Source organism: Micromonospora pattaloongensis (assembly GCF_900107255.1).
In the GTDB taxonomy this organism is placed as follows: domain Bacteria; phylum Actinomycetota; class Actinomycetes; order Mycobacteriales; family Micromonosporaceae; genus Micromonospora_I; species Micromonospora_I pattaloongensis.
This window is the reverse complement of record NZ_FNPH01000002.1, coordinates 616,035-633,952: the sequence shown is the minus strand read 5'-3', so window position 1 is coordinate 633,952 and position 17,918 is coordinate 616,035. Positions and strand designations below refer to the sequence as shown.

The following is a 17,918-nucleotide window of genomic DNA, read 5'->3' as shown; positions in this document are numbered from 1 at the left end:
CGGGACGGATCAGGCGGTCGCTGCGACGGGCTCCCGGCTCGGCGTCGCCGCCGCCCCCGACTCCGGCTCGTCGAGGCCACGCCGGCCCGCCGCGTCGTACGCGGCGCGGTCGAGGATGCCCTCGCGGGCGGCCACCACGGTCGGCACCAGGGCCTGGCCCGCCACGTTGGTCGCGGTGCGGATCATGTCGAGGATCGGGTCGATCGCCAGCAGCAGGCCGGCGCCGGCCAGCGGCAGCCCGAGCGTGCTCAGCGTCAGGGTCAGCATCACGATCGCCCCGGTGAGGCCGGCGGTGGCCGCGGAGCCGACCACCGACACGAACGCGATCAGCACGTAGTCCAGCGGCCGCAGCGGCACATTGAAGACCTGCGCGACGAAGATCGCGGCGAGCGCGGGGTAGACCGCCGCGCAGCCGTCCATCTTGGTGGTGGCGCCGAACGGCACGGCGAACGAGGCGTACTCGCGGGGGACGCCGAGCCGTTCCACGACGCGCTGGGTGACCGGCATGGTCCCGACCGACGAGCGCGAGACGAACGCCAGCTCGATCGCGGGCCACGCGCCGGCGAAGAAGCGCAGCGGGTTGAGCCGGCCGGCGGCGACCAGCACCAGCGGGTAGACCACGAAGAGCACGATCGCGCAGCCCAGGTAGACGGCGGTGGTGAAGGTCGCGAGCGGGGCGAGCAGGTCCCAGCCGTACGCCTCAACCGCGTGGCCGATCAGGCCGAGCGTGCCGAGCGGGGCGAGCCGGATGACCCACCACAGCGCCTTCTGCACGATCTCCAGCACGGACTTGCTGAGCGTGACGAACGGCTCGGCGGCCGCGCCGACGACCAGCGCGGCGGCGCCGGCGACGACGGCGAGGAAGACGATCTGCAGGACGTTGTTCTCGACGAACGCGCCGATCGGGTTGGTGGGGATGATCCCGGTGAGGAAGTCGGTCCACGACCCGGTCTTCTTCGGCGGCTGCGCGCCGGCGATGTCGAGCGTGACGCCACGGCCGGGGTCGGTGAGCACCCCCAGGCCGATACCGACGCCGACCGCGATCAACGCGGTGATGGCGAACCACATCAGGGTCTTGAGCGCGAGGCGGGCCGCGTTGGCGACGCCGCGCAGGCTGACGATGCTCACCACGATCGCGGTGAACACCAGCGGGGGCACCGCGAGCTTGAGCAGCTGCACGAAGAGGCTGCCGACGGTGTTCAGCGTGGTGCCGAGCCAGGCGACGTCGCCGGCGCGGGCGACGTAGCCGAGGACGGCGCCGAGCAAGAGACCGAGCAGGATCTGCACGGAGAAGGGGATTTTGCGAAGAACGGCGGGCATGACGACTCCAGGGCGTCTGGGTGGGGGTCGGGCGTACGCGGGAGCGGGTTACGCGCGACAGCCGGCGCTGGCCTGCAGTCGGAGATCGACGTACAGGCGCACGGTCAGGAACCAGACGTTGGTCATAGCGGCTTGACGGTACGCCTCACCGGGCGGGGATCGAAAGTGGCTGACCCGTGACGGTCCTTACAAGGAAGATCGGGAATGTTCCGTCCCGCCGGGGCGGCGCGCCGCGATCGCCGCGGTGGCCAGCAGCCACCACGCGACGACGAGCAACAGCAGCCGCTCCAGCAGCCCGAGCAGGAGGCCCCGCCCGACGAGCAGGAAGGCCGGCGGGTACGCCGCCGACAGCGGCAGCGCGACGAGCGCGGTCCGCGCCGACCAGCGGCGCCAACCGGGCGCCGCCGCGGGGGCGTGCGCCGCGAGCACCGGGGCGAGCACCAGCGCGGCGACGGCGGCGATGCTCACCGCGGCGTGCGCCAGGTCGGCCGGGGTCGAGCGGGACGCCGGCGGCAGCGGACACCCCGCCGTGCAGGGGACGGCGCCGGAGACGGCGATGCCCGCGGCCGCCGCGGCCAGCAGCGCGGCGACCGCCCGCGATGTCGGCACGGCCGCGGCGAGCAGCAGCAGTCCGGCGACCAGCGACCCGATCCCGAGCCGGTACGTCGACGCCTGTGGATGCCCCGCGACGCCCGCCTCGCTGACGTACCCGGCGAGCCCGGGCGCCGGCCCGGCCGCCAGCGCCACGATCACCGCGGCGGTACCCGCGACGATGGCCGCGCCGCCGCAGGCCGCGCCGATCCGGCGCGCCCGGTCAGCCACGTCCATGCGGCGTGGTCCACCCGGTGACGCGGTGGGGCTGGCGGACGAACGCGCCGCTGGTCGCGGTTTCCCTGGTGAACTGCGCCTGCGCCATGCCGCCAAACCTATCCCCACCGCGCCCCGCCGGTGCGCCGCGCGAGCGCCGGTCAGGCGCCGATGAGCCGGGTGGCGCGGGCCGGGGCGGTGATCCGCAGATCGGCGTCGATCTTCGCTGCGGTGGCGAGCAGGTGGGGCAGGATGTCGCGGCGGATCGACTCGATCGAGTTGCGGCTGGCGTGCACCGACATGTTCACCGCGGCGACAACGCTGCCGCTGCGGTCACGGATCGGCGCGGCCACCGAGCGCAGCCCCTCCTCGAGCTCCTGGTCGACGATGGCGTAGCCCTGGGCACGGATCCGGATCAGCTCCGCCCGCAGCGCCTTGACCGTGGTCAGGGTGCGGCTGGTCAGCGGCGGCAACTCCATCCGGGTCAGCCGCGCCTCCAGCTCGTCGTCGGGCAGGTACGCCAGCAGCACCCGCCCGACGGACGTCGCGTACGCGGGGAAGCGGGTGCCGACGTTGATGGAGACCGTCATGATCCGGGAGGTCGGCACGCGGCACACGTAGACCGCGTCGTTGCCGTCGAGCACGCAGACCGACGAGGACTCGTGCACCTGGGCGACGAGCCGTTCCAGGTGCGGCTCGGCCACCTCCGGCAGCGAGATGCTGGAGAGGTACGCGTAGCCGAGCTCCAGCACCCGCGGGGTGAGCGAGAACATCCGGCCGTCGGTGCGGACGTAGCCCAGGTCGACCAGGGTGAGCAGAAAGCGTCGCGCGGCGGCGCGGGTCAGGTCGCACACCCGCGCGACCTCGCTGAGCGTCAGCTCCGGGTGCTGTGCGTCGAACGCCCGGATCACCGCCAGGCCGCGCTCCAAGGACTGGACGAAATGGCCCTCCCGGCCCTGCTCGGTCATCCCCGTACCGCCCGTCTCCCTATGTTCCGGAACACTACCGCTGGCCCTGGCCGTCCGGCGTGGCCCGATCGGCGGCCCCGTCCGCCCCGCTCTCCTCGGCCAGCACCCGCTGCGCGACCGCGAACGCGGTGTTCGCGGCGGGCACGCCGGCGTAGACCGCGGTGTGCAGCAGCACCTCCGAGATCTCCTCGGGGCTCAGCCCGTTGCGCCGCGCCGCCCGTACGTGCATCGCCAGCTCGTCCTCGCAGCGCAGCGCGGTGAGCACGGCCAGCGTGATGCAGCTGCGGGTGCGCCGGTCGATTCCCTCGCGCGTCCAGACCGAGCCCCAGGCGTACCGCGTGATGAAGTCCTGGAACGCGGCGGTGAACTCGGTGGTGCGCGCGACGGCGCGGTCGACGTGGGCGTCGCCGAGCACGGCGCGGCGCACCACCATCCCCGCCTCGTGGGTCGGATCCGTCACGACTGTTCCTTCCCGGTCAGGTGCGTGATGATCAGGTCGGTCACCCGATCGGACTGCTCCACATTGGCTAGATGCGCCGCGTCGGTCAGCACCGTTACGCGGGCGTCGGGAATCCCGGCGGCGATCGTCTCGGCGTGCGCCGGCGGGGTCGCCGGGTCGTCGGCGCCGGCGATCACGAGCGTGGGCGCGGCGATCCGGGGCAGGACCGGCTCCAGGTCCATGTCCGCGATCGCTTCGCAGCAGCCGGCGTACCCCTCCGCGGGGGTCTGGGCGACCATCGCCCGCAGCGCGGCGACCCGGTCCGGCTTCCGGGAGGTGAAGCCGGGGGTGAACCAGCGCTGGAGCACCGCGTCGGCGACGGCGACGGTGCCCTGCGCGCGGACGGCGCGGGCGCGCTCGGCCCAGCCCTCGGGCGGGCCGAGCCGGGCGGAGGTGCAGCAGAGCACGAGCCGGTCGACCCGCTCCGGCGCGTGCGCGGCCAGCCACATCCCGACCATGCCGCCGAGCGAGAGCCCGCAGAAGTGCGCCCGCGCGACCCCGAGGCGGTCGAGCAGGGCCAGCACGTCGCCGCCGAGGTCCGCGAGGGCGTACGGGCCGGTGGGGACGGGGGAGCGACCGTGCCCACGGGTGTCGAACCGGACCACCCGGAACTGTTCGGCCAGCCGCGGCAGTTGCGGCTCCCACATCGCCAGGGTGCTGCCGAGGCTGTTGCCGAGCAGCAGCACGGGCGCGTCGGCCGGCCCTTCGACCACATGGTGCAGGGACACGCTCACTGGGCGCCCTCCGTTCGGCTCGCGTGCCGCGCCAGCGCCCGGTCGGTCAGCGCGGGCGCGCTGCCGAGATAACCGGCGGGCTCCAACAGTGACTCGATCTGCTGCCGCGACAGTGCGGCTGCGATCCGCGGCTCGGCGGCGAGCTGCGCGGCGAGCGGGGCCGCCTGCTCCGCCGCCCGCGCCACGGCCGCCGCGACGAGCTCGTTGGCCGAGCCCCGGCCGATTGTGCCGGCGAGCGCGCCGCTGACCCGCTCGGCGAGCAGCGCCCCACCGGTGGCGTCCAGGTTGGACCGCATCCGGTCGGCGTCCACCCGCACCTGCGTGAGGCAGACGCGCAGCCAGTGCGCCGCGGACCCGACGCTCTCGAACAGCGCGCGCAACGGTCGCCATTCGGCGTGCCAGGCGCCCGCCGCGCGCTGGTGTTCCTGGATCATCGCGCCGAGCAGGGTGGCGACCAGGCCGGGCGCCTGGGTGGCCGCCGCGACGGCGGCGACGGCGGCGACCGGGTTGCGCTTGTGCGGCAGCGTCGACGAACCGCCGGGGCGGCCCTCGACGAGCTCGCCGACCTCGGTCTGGGCGAGCAGGGTGACGTCCCGGGCGATCTTGCCGAGCGTCCCCGCGGCGGCGCCGAGCGCGCCGGCCAGCTCCGCGATCCGGCTCCGGTCGGTGTGCCAGGGCAGCGTCGGCTCGGCGAGGCCCAGCTCGGCGGCGAGCAGCCCGACGACGGTCGGGCCGTGCCCGTCGAGCGCGGCCAGCGTGCCGGCCGCGCCGCCGAGCTGCACGGCGAGCCGTTCGTCGCGGATCCGGTCGAGCCGGTCGACCGCATCGTCGAGCGCGGTCAGCCAGCCGGCGGCGACCAGCCCGAAGGTGGTCGGCAGCGCCTGTTGCAGCAGCGTACGGGCGGCCATCGGGGTGTCGCGGTGTGCCGCCGCGAGCCGCGCGGCGGCGTCGGCCGCCGCGACCAGGTCGGGTGTCAGGGCGGCGAGCGCCCTGCGGGCGACCAGCATGGCGGCGGAGTCCATGATGTCCTGGCTGGTGGCCCCGGCGTGCACGTGCCGGGCGGTATCGGGATCGACCGCGGCGCGCAGCGCGCGGACCAGCGGGATCACCGGGTTGCCGCCGGCGGCCGCGTCCGTGCCCAGTCGCGCGACGTCGAAGCGTTCCGCGCGGCACGCGTCGGCGATCGTCGCCGCGGACCCGGCCGGGATCATCCCGGCCGCCGCCTGCGCGCGCGCGAGCGCGGCCTCGACGTCCAGCAGCGCCTGCAGCCACGCCCGGTCGTCGACCGCGGCCCGGACCGGGCCGGCGGCGAGTACGCCGTCGAAGAGGCCGCCGGCTGTCGCAGTGGTCGGCGGCGGTTCAGACATCGAAGAAGACGGTTTCGCCGTCTCCCCGCAACCGGATGTCGAACCGGTAGCCGTCGCCGTCCGGCGTCGCGATCAGCGTCGCCCGCCGCTGCTCGGGTACGTCGTTCAGCACCGGGTCGGCGGCGTTCGCGGCCGCCTCGTCGGCGAAGTAGATCCGGGTGACCACGCGGTGCAGCAGGCCGCGGGCCAGCACCGAGACGTCGACGTGCGGCGCCTGCGGGGCGCCGTCGGGGCCGGGGACCGGGCCGGGCTTGCGGGTCAGGATCGCGTACTCGCCGGCGTCGTCGGTCGGGCAGCGGCCGAAACCGCGGAAGCCGGAGACCGCGCCGCGCGGGTCGTCCGGGTGGTCGAAGCGGCCGTCCGGGTCGGCCTGCCAGGTCTCGACGAGGCCGTCGATCACCGAATCGCCGTTGCCGTCGGTGACCCGGCCGCGCAGCCAGATCGCCCCCGGCGTGCCCTCGGCGACGACGAACGGGCCGTCGGGCCAGGGCAGGCCGACCGCGAGGTACGGCCCGACCGTCTGCGACGGCGTCACGCCGAGCTGCTGGGGCACGACGGCGCCGGCCAGGATTTCGTCACCGGCCAGGATGTCGATTTCCTCGGTCACGATTCCTCCATGGGCGTGGCCTCGCGACCGCGCAGCACGATGTCGAACTCGAAGCCCAGCGCCCACTCCTCGACCGTGTTCTCCAGGTCGAAGCGGGCGATCAGCCGCTGCCGGGCGGCGGCGTCCGGAATGGAGTTGAAGATCGGGTCGTACGGGAACAGCGGATCGTCCGGGAAGTACATCTGGGTGACCAGGCGTTGCGTGAACGCGCGGCCGAAGAGGGAGAAGTGGATGTGCGCGGGGCGCCACGCGTTGAAGTGGTTGCGCCACGGGTACGCGCCGGGCTTGATGGTGACGAACCGGTAGCGCCCGAGCGAATCCGTCATCGTCCGCCCCACGCCGGAGAAGTGCGGGTCGAGCGGGATGTCGTGCTGGTCCCATTTGTGCAGGTAGCGCCCGCCGGCGTTGGCCTGCCAGACCTCGACCAGCGTGTTCGGCACCGGCCGGCCGTCGCTGTCCAGCACCCGGCCGTGCACGACGATGCGCTGCCCCTGCGCCGTGCCGCCCGAGTACTGCGTCAGGTCGGCGTCCGCGGCGGTGACCCGCCCCTCGCCGAGGACCGGACCGGTGATCTCGGTGAGCGTCTGCGGCAGGAGAAGCGGCTGCTGCTGGGGGGCGCGCAGCGCGGTGGAGCCGTACCCCGGCGAGAGCAGCGGCGGGTGGGTGCCGGGCTCGTCGCGGCGGTACCGCGGCAGCACCAGGCCACCGCCGGTGACGTCGCCGGTGGGCGCGTCGGAAGTCTGGGTCATGCTCCGGTCCCTCCTGTCGGCTCAAGCTTGCCGGTTCGGCTATCGCAGGTCACGCAGCGCCGCGAGCTCTTCCGCGGTGGGCGGTGCGGTCGTGGCCAGATCGGGGGCGAACGCCAGGTGCCAGCCGGTCGCGGCGCGCACCTGTTCCGGCTCGACGCCGGGGTGCACCCGGGTGAGGATCAGCTCGTCGGTGTCGGGGTCCGGCTCCAGCACCCCGAGGTCGGTGATGACCCGGACCGGCCCCCGGCCGGTGAGGCCGAGCCGTTCGCGGTCGCCGGCGCCGGAGCCGTAACCGACCGAGGTCACGAAGTCCACCCGGTCCACGAAGGCCCGCCGGCTGTGCTGCACGATCACGATGACCTCGCGGCACGATGCGGCGATCTCCGGAGCGCCGCCGGCCCCGGGGAGCCGGACCTTCGGGTCGGCGTAGTCGTCGCCGATGACCGTCGTGTTGATGTTGCCGTACCGGTCGAGCTGGGCCGCGCCGAGGAAGCCGACGTCGATGCGGCCCGGCTGCAGCCAGTAGTTGAAGATCTCCGGCACCGAGACGACCGCGTCGGCGGTCTCGGCGAGGACGCCGTCGCCGATCGACAGCGGCAGCCGACCCGGCTTGGCGCCGATCGTGCCGGACTCGTAGATCAGCACGAGGTTCGGGGCGTGGGTGCGGCGGGCCAGGTTCGCCGCGGTGCTGGGCCGGCCGATGCCGACGAAGCAGCGGGTGCCGTCGCGCAGCGCGCGGGCCGCCTCGATCGTCATCATCTCGTCGGACGACCAGTCCGCGACGCCGGCCGGCGTCGGCGTGGCCTGTGCGGTCATGACGCCTCCTCGACGCTGCGGCCCAGCACGTGCTCGCCGAGCCAGGCGGTGAACGCCGCCCGGTCCCGGCTGATCGTGTCCCAGGCCTGGTAGTAGTCGTTGTCCCGCTCGCTGTAGCCCATCGCGTACGACGGATGTGCGCCGCCGGGAACCTCCGCGATCCGGGTGACTGTCCAGGAGGGCAGCACGACCGCGCCCGGCCGCGGTTCGAGCTCGTCGACGATCTCCTCGACCGTGACGAGCGAGCGCCGGGACGCGAGCACCGTCTCCTTCTGCACGCCGGTGATGCCCCACAGCTGCACGTTGCCGGCCCGGTCGGCGCGCTGGGCGTGGACGATGCCCACGTCGGGGGTGAGCGCCGGCACGGCGGTGAGCACCTCGCCGGTGAACGGGCAGGTGATCGGCGCGATCGTCGGGGTCTGCGCGACGAGGTCGGTGCCGCGGTAGCCGCGCAGTACGGCGAAGGGGAGCCCGGCCGCGCCGGCCACGTACCGGTTGGCCATTCCGGCGTGGCTGTGCTCCTCGATCTCCAGCGGCGTCGGCCATCCGTGCTGCACGGCGTCGCGGAAGCGGTGCAGGGAGCCGACGCCGGGGTTGCCCGCCCAGGAGAAGATCAGCTTGCGCGCGCAGCCGGCGCCGATGAGCTGGTCGTAGACGATGTCCGGGGTCATCCGGACGAGCGTCAGGTCGCGACGGCCCTGCCGGATGATCTCGTGCCCGGCGGCCACCGGAATCAGGTGCGTGAAGCCTTCCAGAGCGACGGTGTCCCCGTCGTGCACCAGCTCCGCGATCGCGTCCGCGAGTGAGGTGATCACACCCATCTGCCCCATCCCTGGTGCGTCTTGAGAACAAAAGTTCGCCAGCCGAACGTTACGGGCGGGTTGGGAGGCGTGTCAACGTCCGGTGCCGACGCCGGCGGTGGTTCGCGGACTGACCGCCGGGCGGGTCCCGACGACGGGTTCGCCGCCGACTGCCGGGTTGGATCCGTCGATTACGGGAAAGTCCGAGATTGCCGTTTCGTGGACGGCGGTCATCGATATCGGTCCGATAACGATACGAACCGTATTCGGGTTACCTGGCTCGCCGGTTAGGCGGGTTCGACCAGGGCGGATGGTGGCTCGCCCGAGTGTCGGGGGCGGCGCGCGGGGGGAGGGTGGCGCCCACTTCCACCGCCGGCAATGACCGCTTAACCGCGTTCCTTTATGGTGCCCCTCGTGCTGGAACCGGATCGCCGAAACCCCGCCGATCGCCGGGATGCGCGCCCGGAGTCCGCCCCGGGTCGCCACCGTCCTCGCCCGGTCGACGCGGTCGGCCGATCCGTTCGTCGCTGCCGCCCGTAGTTGTTTCAGACGTGTGACGTTGACGTGAGCCAGGCCACGTCGTACGTTCATCATGAGAACCACCGTTCGGTACGCGAACAATTCAGCACGACCACCACCACCACCCACTCAGGAGGTCCCATGCGACGGTCTCTCGTCGCCCTCACCGCGGCAACCGCGCTGCTGCTGACAGCGGCCTGCGGTGGCGGCTCGTCCGACGACGAGGCGAGCAGCGGAGGCGTCACCGCGGTCAAGGTCGGCGTCATCCCGATCGTTGACGTCGCGCCGATCTACCTCGGCAAGGAGAAGGGCTTCTTCGCCACCCGCGGCATCAACCTGACGATGGAGAGCGGCCAGGGCGGCGCGGCGATCGTGCCCGGCGTGGTCAGCGGCCAGTTCCAGTTCGGCTTCAGCAACGTGACCTCGCTGATGGTGGCCCAGAGCAAGGGCGTGCCGATCAAGGCCGTCGCCAACGGCGTCGCCTCCACCGGCAAGACCGGCGCGGACTTCGGCGGCGTCGTGGTCAAGGCGAACAGCCCGATCAAGAACGCGAAGGACCTCGCCGGCAAGAAGGTGGCGGTCAACACCCAGAAGAACATCGGCGACACCACCGTGCGGGAGTCGGTCCGCAAGGCCGGCGGCGACCCGAGCGGCATCACGTTCGTCGAGATGCCGTTCGCGCAGATGCCGGCCGCGGTGGACAAGGGCCAGGTCGACGCGGCCTGGGTCGTCGAGCCCTCGCTCTCGGTGGCCAAGGACGCCGGCGCGCGGGTCGTGGCGTGGAACTACGTCGACGCCGCCCCGGACCTGACCGTCGCGGTCTACTTCACCAGCACGAAGCTGGCCCAGGAGAACCCGGACATGGTCAAGAAGTTCTCCGAGGCGATGGCCGAGTCGCTGTCGTACGCCAACGCCCACCCCGACGAGGTGCGCGCGGTGCTGAAGACCTACACCGACATCGACCAGGTCATCCTCGACCAGATGACGCTGCCGATGTGGCCGACCGACATCAACCGGGCCTCGATCGAGCAGCTGGCCAAGCTGGGCCAGGCTGACGGTGTCTTCACCAAGGCCCCGGACCTCAACCAGCTGCTGCCGCAGTCGTGACCATGACGAACGTGACCCACGCCGGGACCGGTGCCACCGGTCCCGGCGCGGTTCCGCCGGCGGGCGGGACCGCCGCGCGGCGTGGACCGCGCACCGCGCTGCTGGGCCTCGCCGGTCTCGCCGGCCTGCTGCTGGTGATCGAGGTGCTGCCGCACACCGGCCTGGTTTCCGCGCGTTACCTGCCGCCGACCAGCCGCATCATGGTGGCGCTGGTCGAGCAGCTGGGCGAGGCGGAGTTCTGGAGCGCGCTCGGCGACACCCTCGTCGCGTGGGCGATCGGGCTGGCCGTCGCGGTCGTCGCCGGCATCGTGGTCGGCGTGCTCATCGGCGCCGTACCGGTGCTGCGGTCGGTCACGTCGTCCACCATCGAGTTCCTTCGACCGATCCCGTCGGTCGCGCTGATCCCGCTGGCGGTGCTGCTCTACGGCACCGAGATCCAGTCCACCCTGCTGCTGGTCGTGTACGCGTCCTTCTGGCAGGTGCTGGTGCAGGTGCTCTACGGCGTGCAGGACGTCGACCCGGTCGCCGACGAGACCGCGCGCAGCTACGGGCTCGGCACCTGGGCGCGGATCCGGCACGTCATGTGGCCGACCGCCCTGCCGTACGTGATGACCGGCGTGCGGCTCGCCGCCTCGGTCGCGCTCGTCCTGGCCATCACCGCCCAGCTCGTGATCGGCTCGCCCGGACTGGGTGCCCTGATCTCCCGGGCGCTGGCCTCCAACGCCGTGCCCGCGATGTACGCCCTGGTCGTGGTGACCGGGATGCTCGGGGTGGCGATCAACCTGATCGCCCGGGCCACCGAGCGCCGCGTCCTGTCCTGGCACTCCTCCGTGCGCGGTGAGGTGATCGCATGACCGGGGTCGTCAAGCGCGTCGGCTACGCCGTCGGGCTGCCCGCGGTGCTCTTCGCGGCCTGGTGGGTCAGCACCGCGAACAGCGACAACTTCTACGTCCCGCCCCTGCGCACGATCCTGGAGACGTTCGGGCAGCTCTGGACGCTCGAGAAGCTGCAGGCCGACGTCTGGCCGAGCCTGTGGCGGCTCGCGGTCGGCTACGCGATCGCGTGCCTGGTCGGCGTCGCGCTCGGCGTGCTGGTCGGCAGCTCCCGCACGGTGCGCGCGACGCTCGAACCGGTGCTGGAGTTCTTCCGGGCGGTCCCGCCGCCGGTGCTGGTTCCGGTGATCATGCTCTTCGCCGGAATCGACCACACGATGAAGATCGTGGTCATCGCGGTCGGCTCGCTCTGGCCGGTGCTGCTCAACACCGTCGAGGGCGTCCGGGCGGTCGACGAGGTGCTCTCCGACACCTGCCGCTCGTACGGCCTGACCGGCGTCGCCCGGCTGCGGCACCTGGTGCTGCGCGCGGCGAGCCCGCAGATCGTCGCCGGCATGCGCCAGGCGCTGTCCATCGCCATCATCCTCATGGTCATCAGCGAGATGACCGCCGCCAGCAACGGCCTGGGCTACACCATCGTGGAGGCCCAGCGCAGCTTCGCCATTCCGGAGATGTGGAGCGGCATCCTGCTGCTCGGCCTGCTCGGCTTCCTGCTCTCCATGGTCTTCCGCTTCGTGGAGAACCGGGCGCTCGCCTGGTACCACGGCCTTCGCCGCGCCCAGCGCGGCTCCTGAGAGGAAACGGTCATGCTCGACGTCCGGGGCCTGAAAAAGGTGTACGAGGGACGGCAACGCCAGGTGGAGGCGGTGCGCGACCTGACGTTCACCATCGAGTCCGGTGACCTGGTCTGCCTGGTCGGCCCGTCCGGCTGCGGAAAGACCACGCTGCTCAAATGCATGTCGGGGCTGCTCGCCCCGACCGCCGGCGAGGTCCGGCTCGACGGGGTGCCGGTGACCGGCCCGCCGCCGGGGATGGCCGTGGTCTTCCAGGAGTACGGCCGCAGCCTCTTCCCGTGGATGAACGTGCGCGACAACGTGGAGTTGCCGCTCAAGCAGAAGAAGGTCGCCAAGGCGGAGCGCCGGCGGCTGGTGGACGAGGCGCTGGCCGCGGTCGGGCTGGCGGACGCGCACACGGCGTACCCGTGGCAGCTCTCGGGCGGCATGCAGCAGCGGGTGGCGATCGCGCGCGCGGTCGCGTACCAGCCGAAGGTGCTGTTGATGGACGAGCCGTTCGCGGCCGTCGACGCCCAGACCCGCGCGGACCTGGAGGACCTGATCCGCGACCTGTGGCGCAAGCTCGGCGTGACGGTCCTGTTCGTCACGCACGACATCGACGAGGCCGTGTACCTCGGCCAGAAGGTGATCATCCTGTCGTCCTCGCCGACGGTGGTGCGCGAGCAGCTCACCATCGACCTGCCCGACGAGCGCGACCAGCTGCACACCCGGGCGCTGCCGCGCTTCACCGAGCTGCGCGGGCACGTCTACGAGCAGATCCAGGCCGCCAAGCGTGGGGCGGGGACCGTCGACGAGGCGGTGTGCGCCGCGGAGGGCGCCGACGACAAGGCCGTGGTGGGGAGCTGACATGTTGCTCGACGAGTCGACCTGGCAGGGCAGGATCTTCCGTACCGGGTGGGCGACCGGCGGTGGCGGCGAGCGCGCCGTCGTCGAGCCGGCGACCGGCAAGGAGCTCGGCCGGATCGGGATGGCGTCGCCGGCCGACGTGACCGCGGCGGCCGGCGAGGCCGCCCGTGCGCAGCGGGAGTGGGCGGCGCTGCCGCCGACCGAGCGCGCCGCGGTGCTGCGCCGGGCCGGAGACCTGTGGCAGGCGCACGCCGCCGAGGTGCGCGAGTGGATCGTCCGCGAGGCCGGCTCGCTGGCGCCGAAGGCGGACTTCGAGATCGGGGTCGCGGCGCAGGAGTGCTACGAGGCGGCCGCGCTGCCCACCCGCCCGTACGGCGAGCTGTTGCCCAGCCAGGAGCCGCGGCTGAGCTGGGCGCAGCGCGTGCCGGTCGGGGTCGTCGGGGTGATCTCGCCGTTCAACTTCCCGCTGATCCTGTCGATCCGGTCGGTGGCGCCGGCCCTCGCGCTCGGCAACTCCGTGATCCTCAAGCCCGACCCGCGCACCGCCGTCTGCGGCGGCCTCACGCTGGCGCGGATCTTCGAAGAGGCCGGGCTGCCGGCCGGCGTCCTGCAGGTGCTGCCCGGCGGCGCCGACGTCGGCGAGACGCTGATCGCCGACCCGCACGTGCGGGTGGTCTCGTTCACCGGCTCCACCGCCGCCGGCCGCCGGGTCGGCGAGCTCGCGGCGCGGCACCTGACCCGGGTGCACCTCGAGCTCGGCGGCAACTCCGCGCTGATCGTCCTCGACGACGTCGACGTGGAGCGGGCCACCTCGGTCGGCGCGTTCGGCTCCTTCAACCACCAGGGCCAGATCTGCATGACCACCGGCCGGCACCTGGTGCACGAGTCGGTCTACGACGCGTACGTGGCGGCGCTCGCCGAGCGGGCGGAGCGGCTGCCGGTCGGCGACCCGGCGACCGGCCGGGTGGCGCTCGGCCCGATCATCGACGAGCGACAGCGCGACAAGATCCACGAGCTGGTGACCGGGACCGTCGAGGCCGGCGCGCTGCTCGCGGCCGGCGGCACCTACGAGGGGCTGTTCTACCGCCCGACCGTGCTCGCCGACGTCCGGCCGGAGATGCCGGCGTACGCCCAGGAGGTCTTCGGCCCGGTCGCACCGGTGGCGCGCTTCAGCACGCTGGACGAGGCCGCGGCGCTCGCCGCCGACAGCGAGTACGGTCTGTCCCTCGGCATCCTCACCCGCGACGTGCTCAAGGGCCTGGCGCTGGCCGAGCGGATCCCGACCGGCATCGTGCACATCAACGACCAGACGGTCGGGGACGAGGCCAACGTGCCGTTCGGCGGGGTGGCCAGCTCCGGCACCGGGGCCCGGTTCGGCGGCGCGGCCGCCAACGTGGAGGCCTTCACCGAGACCCGGTGGGTGACGGTCCGCGGCGACCTGCCCAGCTACCCGTTCTGACCGCGTTTTCGCGAAAGGTGTGGCCATGACAGCGGCATTCCTCGTCGGCGGCGTCCGTACCCCCTTCGGCCGGTACGGCGGCGCGCTCGCCGGCGTGCGCCCCGACGACCTCGCGGCGCATGTCATCCGGGAGCTGGTGGCCCGGCACGCCTCGGTGGACTGGGCGGCGGTCGACGACGTGGTCTTCGGCTGCGCCAACCAGGCCGGCGAGGACAACCGCAACGTGGCCCGGATGGCGGCGCTGCTGGCCGGCCTGCCGCAGGAGGTCCCCGGCACCACGGTCAACCGGCTCTGCGGCTCCGGGCTGGACGCGCTCGCCATCGCCGCCCGCGCGATCACCGCCGGCGAGGCCGACCTGATGGTCGCCGGCGGGGTGGAGAGCATGAGCCGGGCACCGTTCGTGATGCCAAAGGCCACGTCGGCGTTCTCCCGCTCCGCGGAGATCTATGACACCACCATCGGCTGGCGCTTCGTGAACCCGAAGATGCAGGCCGGTTGGGGGATCGACGCGATGCCGGAGACCGCCGAGAACGTCGCGGCGGAGTACGGCGTCGACCGGGTGGCGCAGGACGAGTTCGCGTTCCGCTCCCAGCAGCGGGCGGCGAAGGCGCAGGCCAACGGTCGGCTGGCCGAGGAGATCGCGCCGATCGAGGTGCCCGACGGTCGGCGCGCGACGAAGCTGGTCGAGCTGGACGAGCACCCGCGGGAGACCTCGCTGGAGAAGCTCGCCAAGCTGCCCACCCCGTTCAAGGAGGGCGGCACGGTGACCGCCGGCAACTCCTCCGGCGTCAACGACGGCGCCGCCGCGCTGCTGGTCGCGAGCGAGGCCGCCGTCGCCCGGTACGGCCTCACGCCGCTGGCCCGGGTCGTCGGCGCGGCGTCGGCCGGCACCGCGCCGCGGGTCATGGGCATCGGGCCGGTGCCGTCGACGCAGAAGCTGCTGGCCCGGCTGAGCCTCACCGTCGGTGACCTCGACGTCGTCGAGCTCAACGAGGCGTTCGCCGCGCAGGCGGTCGCGGTGCTGCGTCAGCTCGGGCTGCCGGCGGACGCCGAGCACGTCAACCCGAACGGCGGCGCGATCGCGCTCGGGCACCCGCTCGGCGCCAGCGGCGCCCGGCTGGCGCTCACCGCGGCGCTCGAACTCGGCCACCGTGATGCCCGGCGGGCGCTGGCCACCATGTGCGTCGGGGTCGGGCAGGGCATCTCGCTGCTGCTGGAGGCGCCGGCCTGACCGGCGGCCCCCACCGCCGTCCTGCGTGCCCCGTCGCGACGGCGCCGGATGCGTATGCTCTCCCCAACATGGGGGCCCGAGTTGACCGGCACGTGGACTGAGGGCATCGGATGGAAGAGCCAGGGGCAGGGGGCGCGATCGGAGCCCGCGGCGGGTGGCCGGGGCGCGGCCACGGTCGGGTCGGGGGCCGGCAGTCCGATGAGCCGGGGCGGTACGCCGCCGGGCTGACGAGGGCGGGGGCGCGTGGGCGCGCCGCCGACGCCCGCCCCTAGCGGTGGCCAGCACGGACAGCCCGGGATTCAGCCGACCGGGCGCGGAGCGCTACGCCCGCGGCTGGGCCGCCGCGGTGCGCCGTGCCGGCCGCGCGCCGATGGCCGACGCCGCGTTGGAGCGGCTGCTGCTGGACCAGACGCTGCGGCTGGCCCGGGCGGTGATCGCGGAGCCGTTCACCGCCGATCCCGGCCGGGAGGTGGGGTCGACGCTCGCCGAGGCGGCGCTCGTCGAGCCCGCCGTGCCGACGTGGTCGGCCCGGGCGCTGCGGGAGCGGTTCCTGCCCGCCGTGCTCCCCGAGCGGCTTGATCCGGTGACCGCGCGGGAGCGGGTGGCCGAGCTGGGGCGCGCGCTGGTCACCGGGCACGCGCGGGCGCTGCGGCAGCGCGGCGGCGAGTCGGCGTCGGCGCCGTGTGAGCCGGGCGCGGGCGACGCGGAGCAGGCGCTGCGGGACAGCGAGGCGCGGTTCCGGGCGGTCTTCACCGGCGCCGCGACCGGGATCGGCATCGCGGATCTCACCGGGCGGTTGATCGAGGTCAACCAGGCCTTCGCCGACATGCTCGGCTACTCGGTGGCCGAGCTGCGGCAGATCAACGTGGCCGCGCTCTTCCACCCCGACGACGCCGCCGATCTGCGTCAGCTCTACCGGGACCTGCTCGTCGGGCGGCACAACCGGGCTCGGGTGGAGAAGCGCTACTACCGCAAGGACGGCAGCGCGCTGTGGACGGACCTGTCGGTCTCGCTGATCCGGCACGACGACGGCCGGCCGCGCTTCACGGTGGCGATGCTGGAGGACATCACCGCCCGGTACGAGCTGCAGGAGCGGCTCCGGTTCCAGGCGCTGCACGATCCGCTGACCGGGCTGCCCAACCGCACCCTGTTCTTCGAGGAGCTCGCGGCGGCGCTGGAGGGCGCGAGCGCGGGGGAGCGGATCGGTCTGTGCTTCCTCGACCTCGACGGGTTCAAGGCGGTCAACGACCGGCTCGGGCACGCGATGGGGGACCGGCTGCTCGGCGTCGTCGCCGCGCGGCTCGCCGACAGCGTCGCCGCCCGTGGGCATCTGGTCGCGCGGATGGGCGGCGACGAGTTCGTGATCCTCGTCCGGGACGCCGCCGGCACCGACGACGTGATCGCGGTCGCCGAGACCGCGCTCGACACCGTCGCCGCGCCGGCGCTGATCGACGAGCACCGGATCGAGGTCTCGGCGAGCATCGGCGTGGTCGAGGGGCCGGCCGACGGCACCAACCCGAGTGACCTGATGAAGGCGGCCGACACGACGCTCTACTGGGCCAAGGCCGAGGGGCGCGGCCGGTTCGCGCTCTTCGACCCGGTCCGCAGCGCCGACCACCTGGCCCGGTCGATGCTCGCCACGGAGCTGCCCGCGGCGGTCGAGCGGGGCGAGTTCGTCCTCGACTACCAGCCGATCGTGTCACTCGCCGACGGCACGCTGCACGCCGTCGAGGCGCTGGTCCGGTGGCGCCACCCCGACCTGGGCCTGCTCGGACCCGACCGCTTCATCGGATTGGCCGAGAAGAGCGGGCTGATCGTGCGGCTCGGCAGCTGGGTGCTGGAGAACGCCTGCCGGCAGGCGAGCCGCTGGTGGAGCGAGTTTCCCGACGCGCGCCTGGTGGTGAGCGTCAACCTCGCCGCCCAGCAGGTCAGTGATCCGGGGATCGTCGCCGAGGTCGCCGACGTGCTGGAGCGCACCGGCCTGCCGCCGGAGCTGCTGCAGCTGGAGCTGACCGAGAGCGCGGTGATGGCGACCGCCGGGGAGCCGCTGCGGTCGCTGCGCCGCCTCGCCGCGCTCGGCGTGCGGCTCGCGATCGACGACTTCGGCACCGGCTACTCCAACCTGGCGTATCTGCGCCGGATGCCGATCCACACGCTGAAGCTCGCGGCGCCGTTCGTGGAGGGGATCCGCGAGCCGGGGCCGGCGAGCGCCGTGGACGAGCAGATCGTCGACGCGCTCGTCCGGCTCGCGCACGCGCTGGGGCTGTCGGTCACGGCCGAGGCGGTCGAAACCCCGGAGCAGGTCGAGCGGTTGCGGGCGTTGGGTTGCGACACCGGGCAGGGGCGCTTCTACGGCGACCCCGGCGGGGCGGACGACATCAGCGCGCGGCTGTCGTTCGCTTAGCGGGCTCAACTCCGGGACAACAGTGCCGATAGAACCCCGTTGAGGTCTTTCGCCACTG

General features: G+C 73.4%; 17 protein-coding genes. 7 read left to right on the top strand and 10 right to left on the bottom strand.

Annotated features, from left to right (window positions below; all coding sequences use genetic code 11):
* Positions 1-9: 9 nt before the first annotated feature.
* The 10 genes from BLW47_RS08790 to BLW47_RS08745 all read right to left on the bottom strand — a co-directional run bounded on the left by BLW47_RS08790 (position 10) and on the right by BLW47_RS08745 (position 8,688).
* Entirely contained in the window at positions 10-1,320 is a 1,311-nt protein-coding gene (locus BLW47_RS08790; protein ID WP_091554127.1) for a dicarboxylate/amino acid:cation symporter, read from the bottom strand.
* A 186-nt stretch (positions 1,321-1,506) separates the two neighbouring features.
* Positions 1,507-2,148, bottom strand: coding sequence for a DUF998 domain-containing protein (locus tag BLW47_RS08785; protein WP_091554124.1), 642 nt, complete (start codon positions 2,146-2,148; stop codon positions 1,507-1,509).
* A 140-nt stretch (positions 2,149-2,288) separates the two neighbouring features.
* Entirely contained in the window at positions 2,289-3,095 is an 807-nt protein-coding gene (locus tag BLW47_RS08780) for an IclR family transcriptional regulator domain-containing protein (RefSeq protein ID WP_091554120.1), read from the bottom strand.
* A 34-nt stretch (positions 3,096-3,129) separates the two neighbouring features.
* Positions 3,130-3,555, bottom strand: a complete 426-nt coding sequence (gene pcaC, locus BLW47_RS08775; RefSeq protein ID WP_091554117.1) for a 4-carboxymuconolactone decarboxylase — start codon at positions 3,553-3,555, stop codon at positions 3,130-3,132.
* Positions 3,552-4,328: a 3-oxoadipate enol-lactonase gene (gene pcaD / locus BLW47_RS08770; RefSeq protein ID WP_091554115.1), complete on the bottom strand. Its 777-nt coding sequence runs from the start codon at positions 4,326-4,328 to the stop codon at positions 3,552-3,554. The genes pcaC and pcaD overlap by 4 nt, the downstream gene beginning before the upstream one ends.
* Entirely contained in the window at positions 4,325-5,695 is a 1,371-nt protein-coding gene (pcaB, locus tag BLW47_RS08765; protein ID WP_091554111.1) for a 3-carboxy-cis,cis-muconate cycloisomerase, read from the bottom strand. The genes pcaD and pcaB overlap by 4 nt, the downstream gene beginning before the upstream one ends.
* Positions 5,688-6,302 carry a protocatechuate 3,4-dioxygenase subunit alpha gene (pcaG, locus tag BLW47_RS25355; protein WP_245736542.1) on the bottom strand — a complete coding sequence of 205 codons (615 nt, stop codon included), beginning with the start codon at positions 6,300-6,302 and terminating at the stop codon, positions 5,688-5,690. The genes pcaB and pcaG overlap by 8 nt, the downstream gene beginning before the upstream one ends.
* Entirely contained in the window at positions 6,299-7,051 is a 753-nt protein-coding gene (gene pcaH, locus BLW47_RS25350; RefSeq protein ID WP_091554108.1) for a protocatechuate 3,4-dioxygenase subunit beta, read from the bottom strand. Before pcaH ends, pcaG begins: the two co-directional genes overlap by 4 nt.
* Positions 7,052-7,090: 39 nt before the next feature.
* Positions 7,091-7,867: a CoA-transferase subunit beta gene (locus tag BLW47_RS08750; RefSeq protein WP_091554103.1), complete on the bottom strand. Its 777-nt coding sequence runs from the start codon at positions 7,865-7,867 to the stop codon at positions 7,091-7,093.
* Positions 7,864-8,688, bottom strand: coding sequence for a CoA transferase subunit A (locus BLW47_RS08745; protein WP_091554663.1), 825 nt, complete (start codon positions 8,686-8,688; stop codon positions 7,864-7,866). The genes BLW47_RS08750 and BLW47_RS08745 overlap by 4 nt, the downstream gene beginning before the upstream one ends.
* Before the next feature lie 639 nt (positions 8,689-9,327).
* On the opposite strand from BLW47_RS08745, the gene BLW47_RS08740 reads away from it, so the two are divergent.
* The 7 genes from BLW47_RS08740 to BLW47_RS08710 all read left to right on the top strand — a co-directional run bounded on the left by BLW47_RS08740 (position 9,328) and on the right by BLW47_RS08710 (position 17,860).
* Positions 9,328-10,293 (top strand): ABC transporter substrate-binding protein, encoded by a 966-nt coding sequence (locus BLW47_RS08740; RefSeq protein WP_091554099.1) that lies wholly within the window; start codon positions 9,328-9,330, stop codon positions 10,291-10,293.
* A 2-nt stretch (positions 10,294-10,295) separates the two neighbouring features.
* Positions 10,296-11,147, top strand: a complete 852-nt coding sequence (locus BLW47_RS08735; protein WP_091554095.1) for an ABC transporter permease — start codon at positions 10,296-10,298, stop codon at positions 11,145-11,147.
* A complete protein-coding gene (locus BLW47_RS08730) occupies positions 11,144-11,920 on the top strand; it encodes an ABC transporter permease (RefSeq protein ID WP_091554091.1) in 777 nt (258 codons plus the stop codon). Before BLW47_RS08735 ends, BLW47_RS08730 begins: the two co-directional genes overlap by 4 nt.
* A gap of 12 nt (positions 11,921-11,932) precedes the next feature.
* The gene (locus tag BLW47_RS08725) at positions 11,933-12,766 is read left to right on the top strand and encodes an ABC transporter ATP-binding protein (RefSeq protein ID WP_091554088.1); all 834 of its coding nucleotides are present in this window, start codon (positions 11,933-11,935) and stop codon (positions 12,764-12,766) included.
* Between the two features lies 1 nt (position 12,767).
* The gene (locus BLW47_RS08720; RefSeq protein WP_091554084.1) at positions 12,768-14,225 is read left to right on the top strand and encodes a benzaldehyde dehydrogenase; all 1,458 of its coding nucleotides are present in this window, start codon (positions 12,768-12,770) and stop codon (positions 14,223-14,225) included.
* 25 nt (positions 14,226-14,250) lie between these two features.
* On the top strand, positions 14,251-15,456 hold the full coding sequence (gene pcaF / locus BLW47_RS08715) for a 3-oxoadipyl-CoA thiolase (RefSeq protein WP_091554080.1): 1,206 nt from the start codon (positions 14,251-14,253) through the stop codon (positions 15,454-15,456).
* A 274-nt stretch (positions 15,457-15,730) separates the two neighbouring features.
* Complete coding sequence (locus BLW47_RS08710) at positions 15,731-17,860, top strand: putative bifunctional diguanylate cyclase/phosphodiesterase (RefSeq protein WP_245736541.1); 2,130 nt, start codon at positions 15,731-15,733, stop codon at positions 17,858-17,860.
* The last annotated feature ends 58 nt before the right edge of the window (positions 17,861-17,918 follow it).

Bases quoted from the DNA above. Each gene is read 5' to 3' on its own strand.
- BLW47_RS08790 (WP_091554127.1), bottom strand. From the start codon at position 1,320: ATGCCCGCCGTTCTTCGCAAAATCCCCTTCTCCGTGCAGATCCTGCTC.
- BLW47_RS08785 (WP_091554124.1), bottom strand. From the start codon at position 2,148: ATGGACGTGGCTGACCGGGCGCGCCGGATCGGCGCGGCCTGCGGCGGC.
- BLW47_RS08780 (WP_091554120.1), bottom strand. From the start codon at position 3,095: ATGACCGAGCAGGGCCGGGAGGGCCATTTCGTCCAGTCCTTGGAGCGC.
- pcaB (WP_091554111.1), bottom strand. From the start codon at position 5,695: ATGTCTGAACCGCCGCCGACCACTGCGACAGCCGGCGGCCTCTTCGAC.
- pcaH (WP_091554108.1), bottom strand. From the start codon at position 7,051: ATGACCCAGACTTCCGACGCGCCCACCGGCGACGTCACCGGCGGTGGC.
- BLW47_RS08750 (WP_091554103.1), bottom strand. From the start codon at position 7,867: ATGACCGCACAGGCCACGCCGACGCCGGCCGGCGTCGCGGACTGGTCG.
- BLW47_RS08745 (WP_091554663.1), bottom strand. From the start codon at position 8,688: ATGGGTGTGATCACCTCACTCGCGGACGCGATCGCGGAGCTGGTGCAC.
- BLW47_RS08740 (WP_091554099.1), top strand. From the start codon at position 9,328: ATGCGACGGTCTCTCGTCGCCCTCACCGCGGCAACCGCGCTGCTGCTG.
- BLW47_RS08735 (WP_091554095.1), top strand. From the start codon at position 10,296: ATGACGAACGTGACCCACGCCGGGACCGGTGCCACCGGTCCCGGCGCG.
- BLW47_RS08730 (WP_091554091.1), top strand. From the start codon at position 11,144: ATGACCGGGGTCGTCAAGCGCGTCGGCTACGCCGTCGGGCTGCCCGCG.
- BLW47_RS08725 (WP_091554088.1), top strand. From the start codon at position 11,933: ATGCTCGACGTCCGGGGCCTGAAAAAGGTGTACGAGGGACGGCAACGC.
- BLW47_RS08720 (WP_091554084.1), top strand. From the start codon at position 12,768: ATGTTGCTCGACGAGTCGACCTGGCAGGGCAGGATCTTCCGTACCGGG.
- pcaF (WP_091554080.1), top strand. From the start codon at position 14,251: ATGACAGCGGCATTCCTCGTCGGCGGCGTCCGTACCCCCTTCGGCCGG.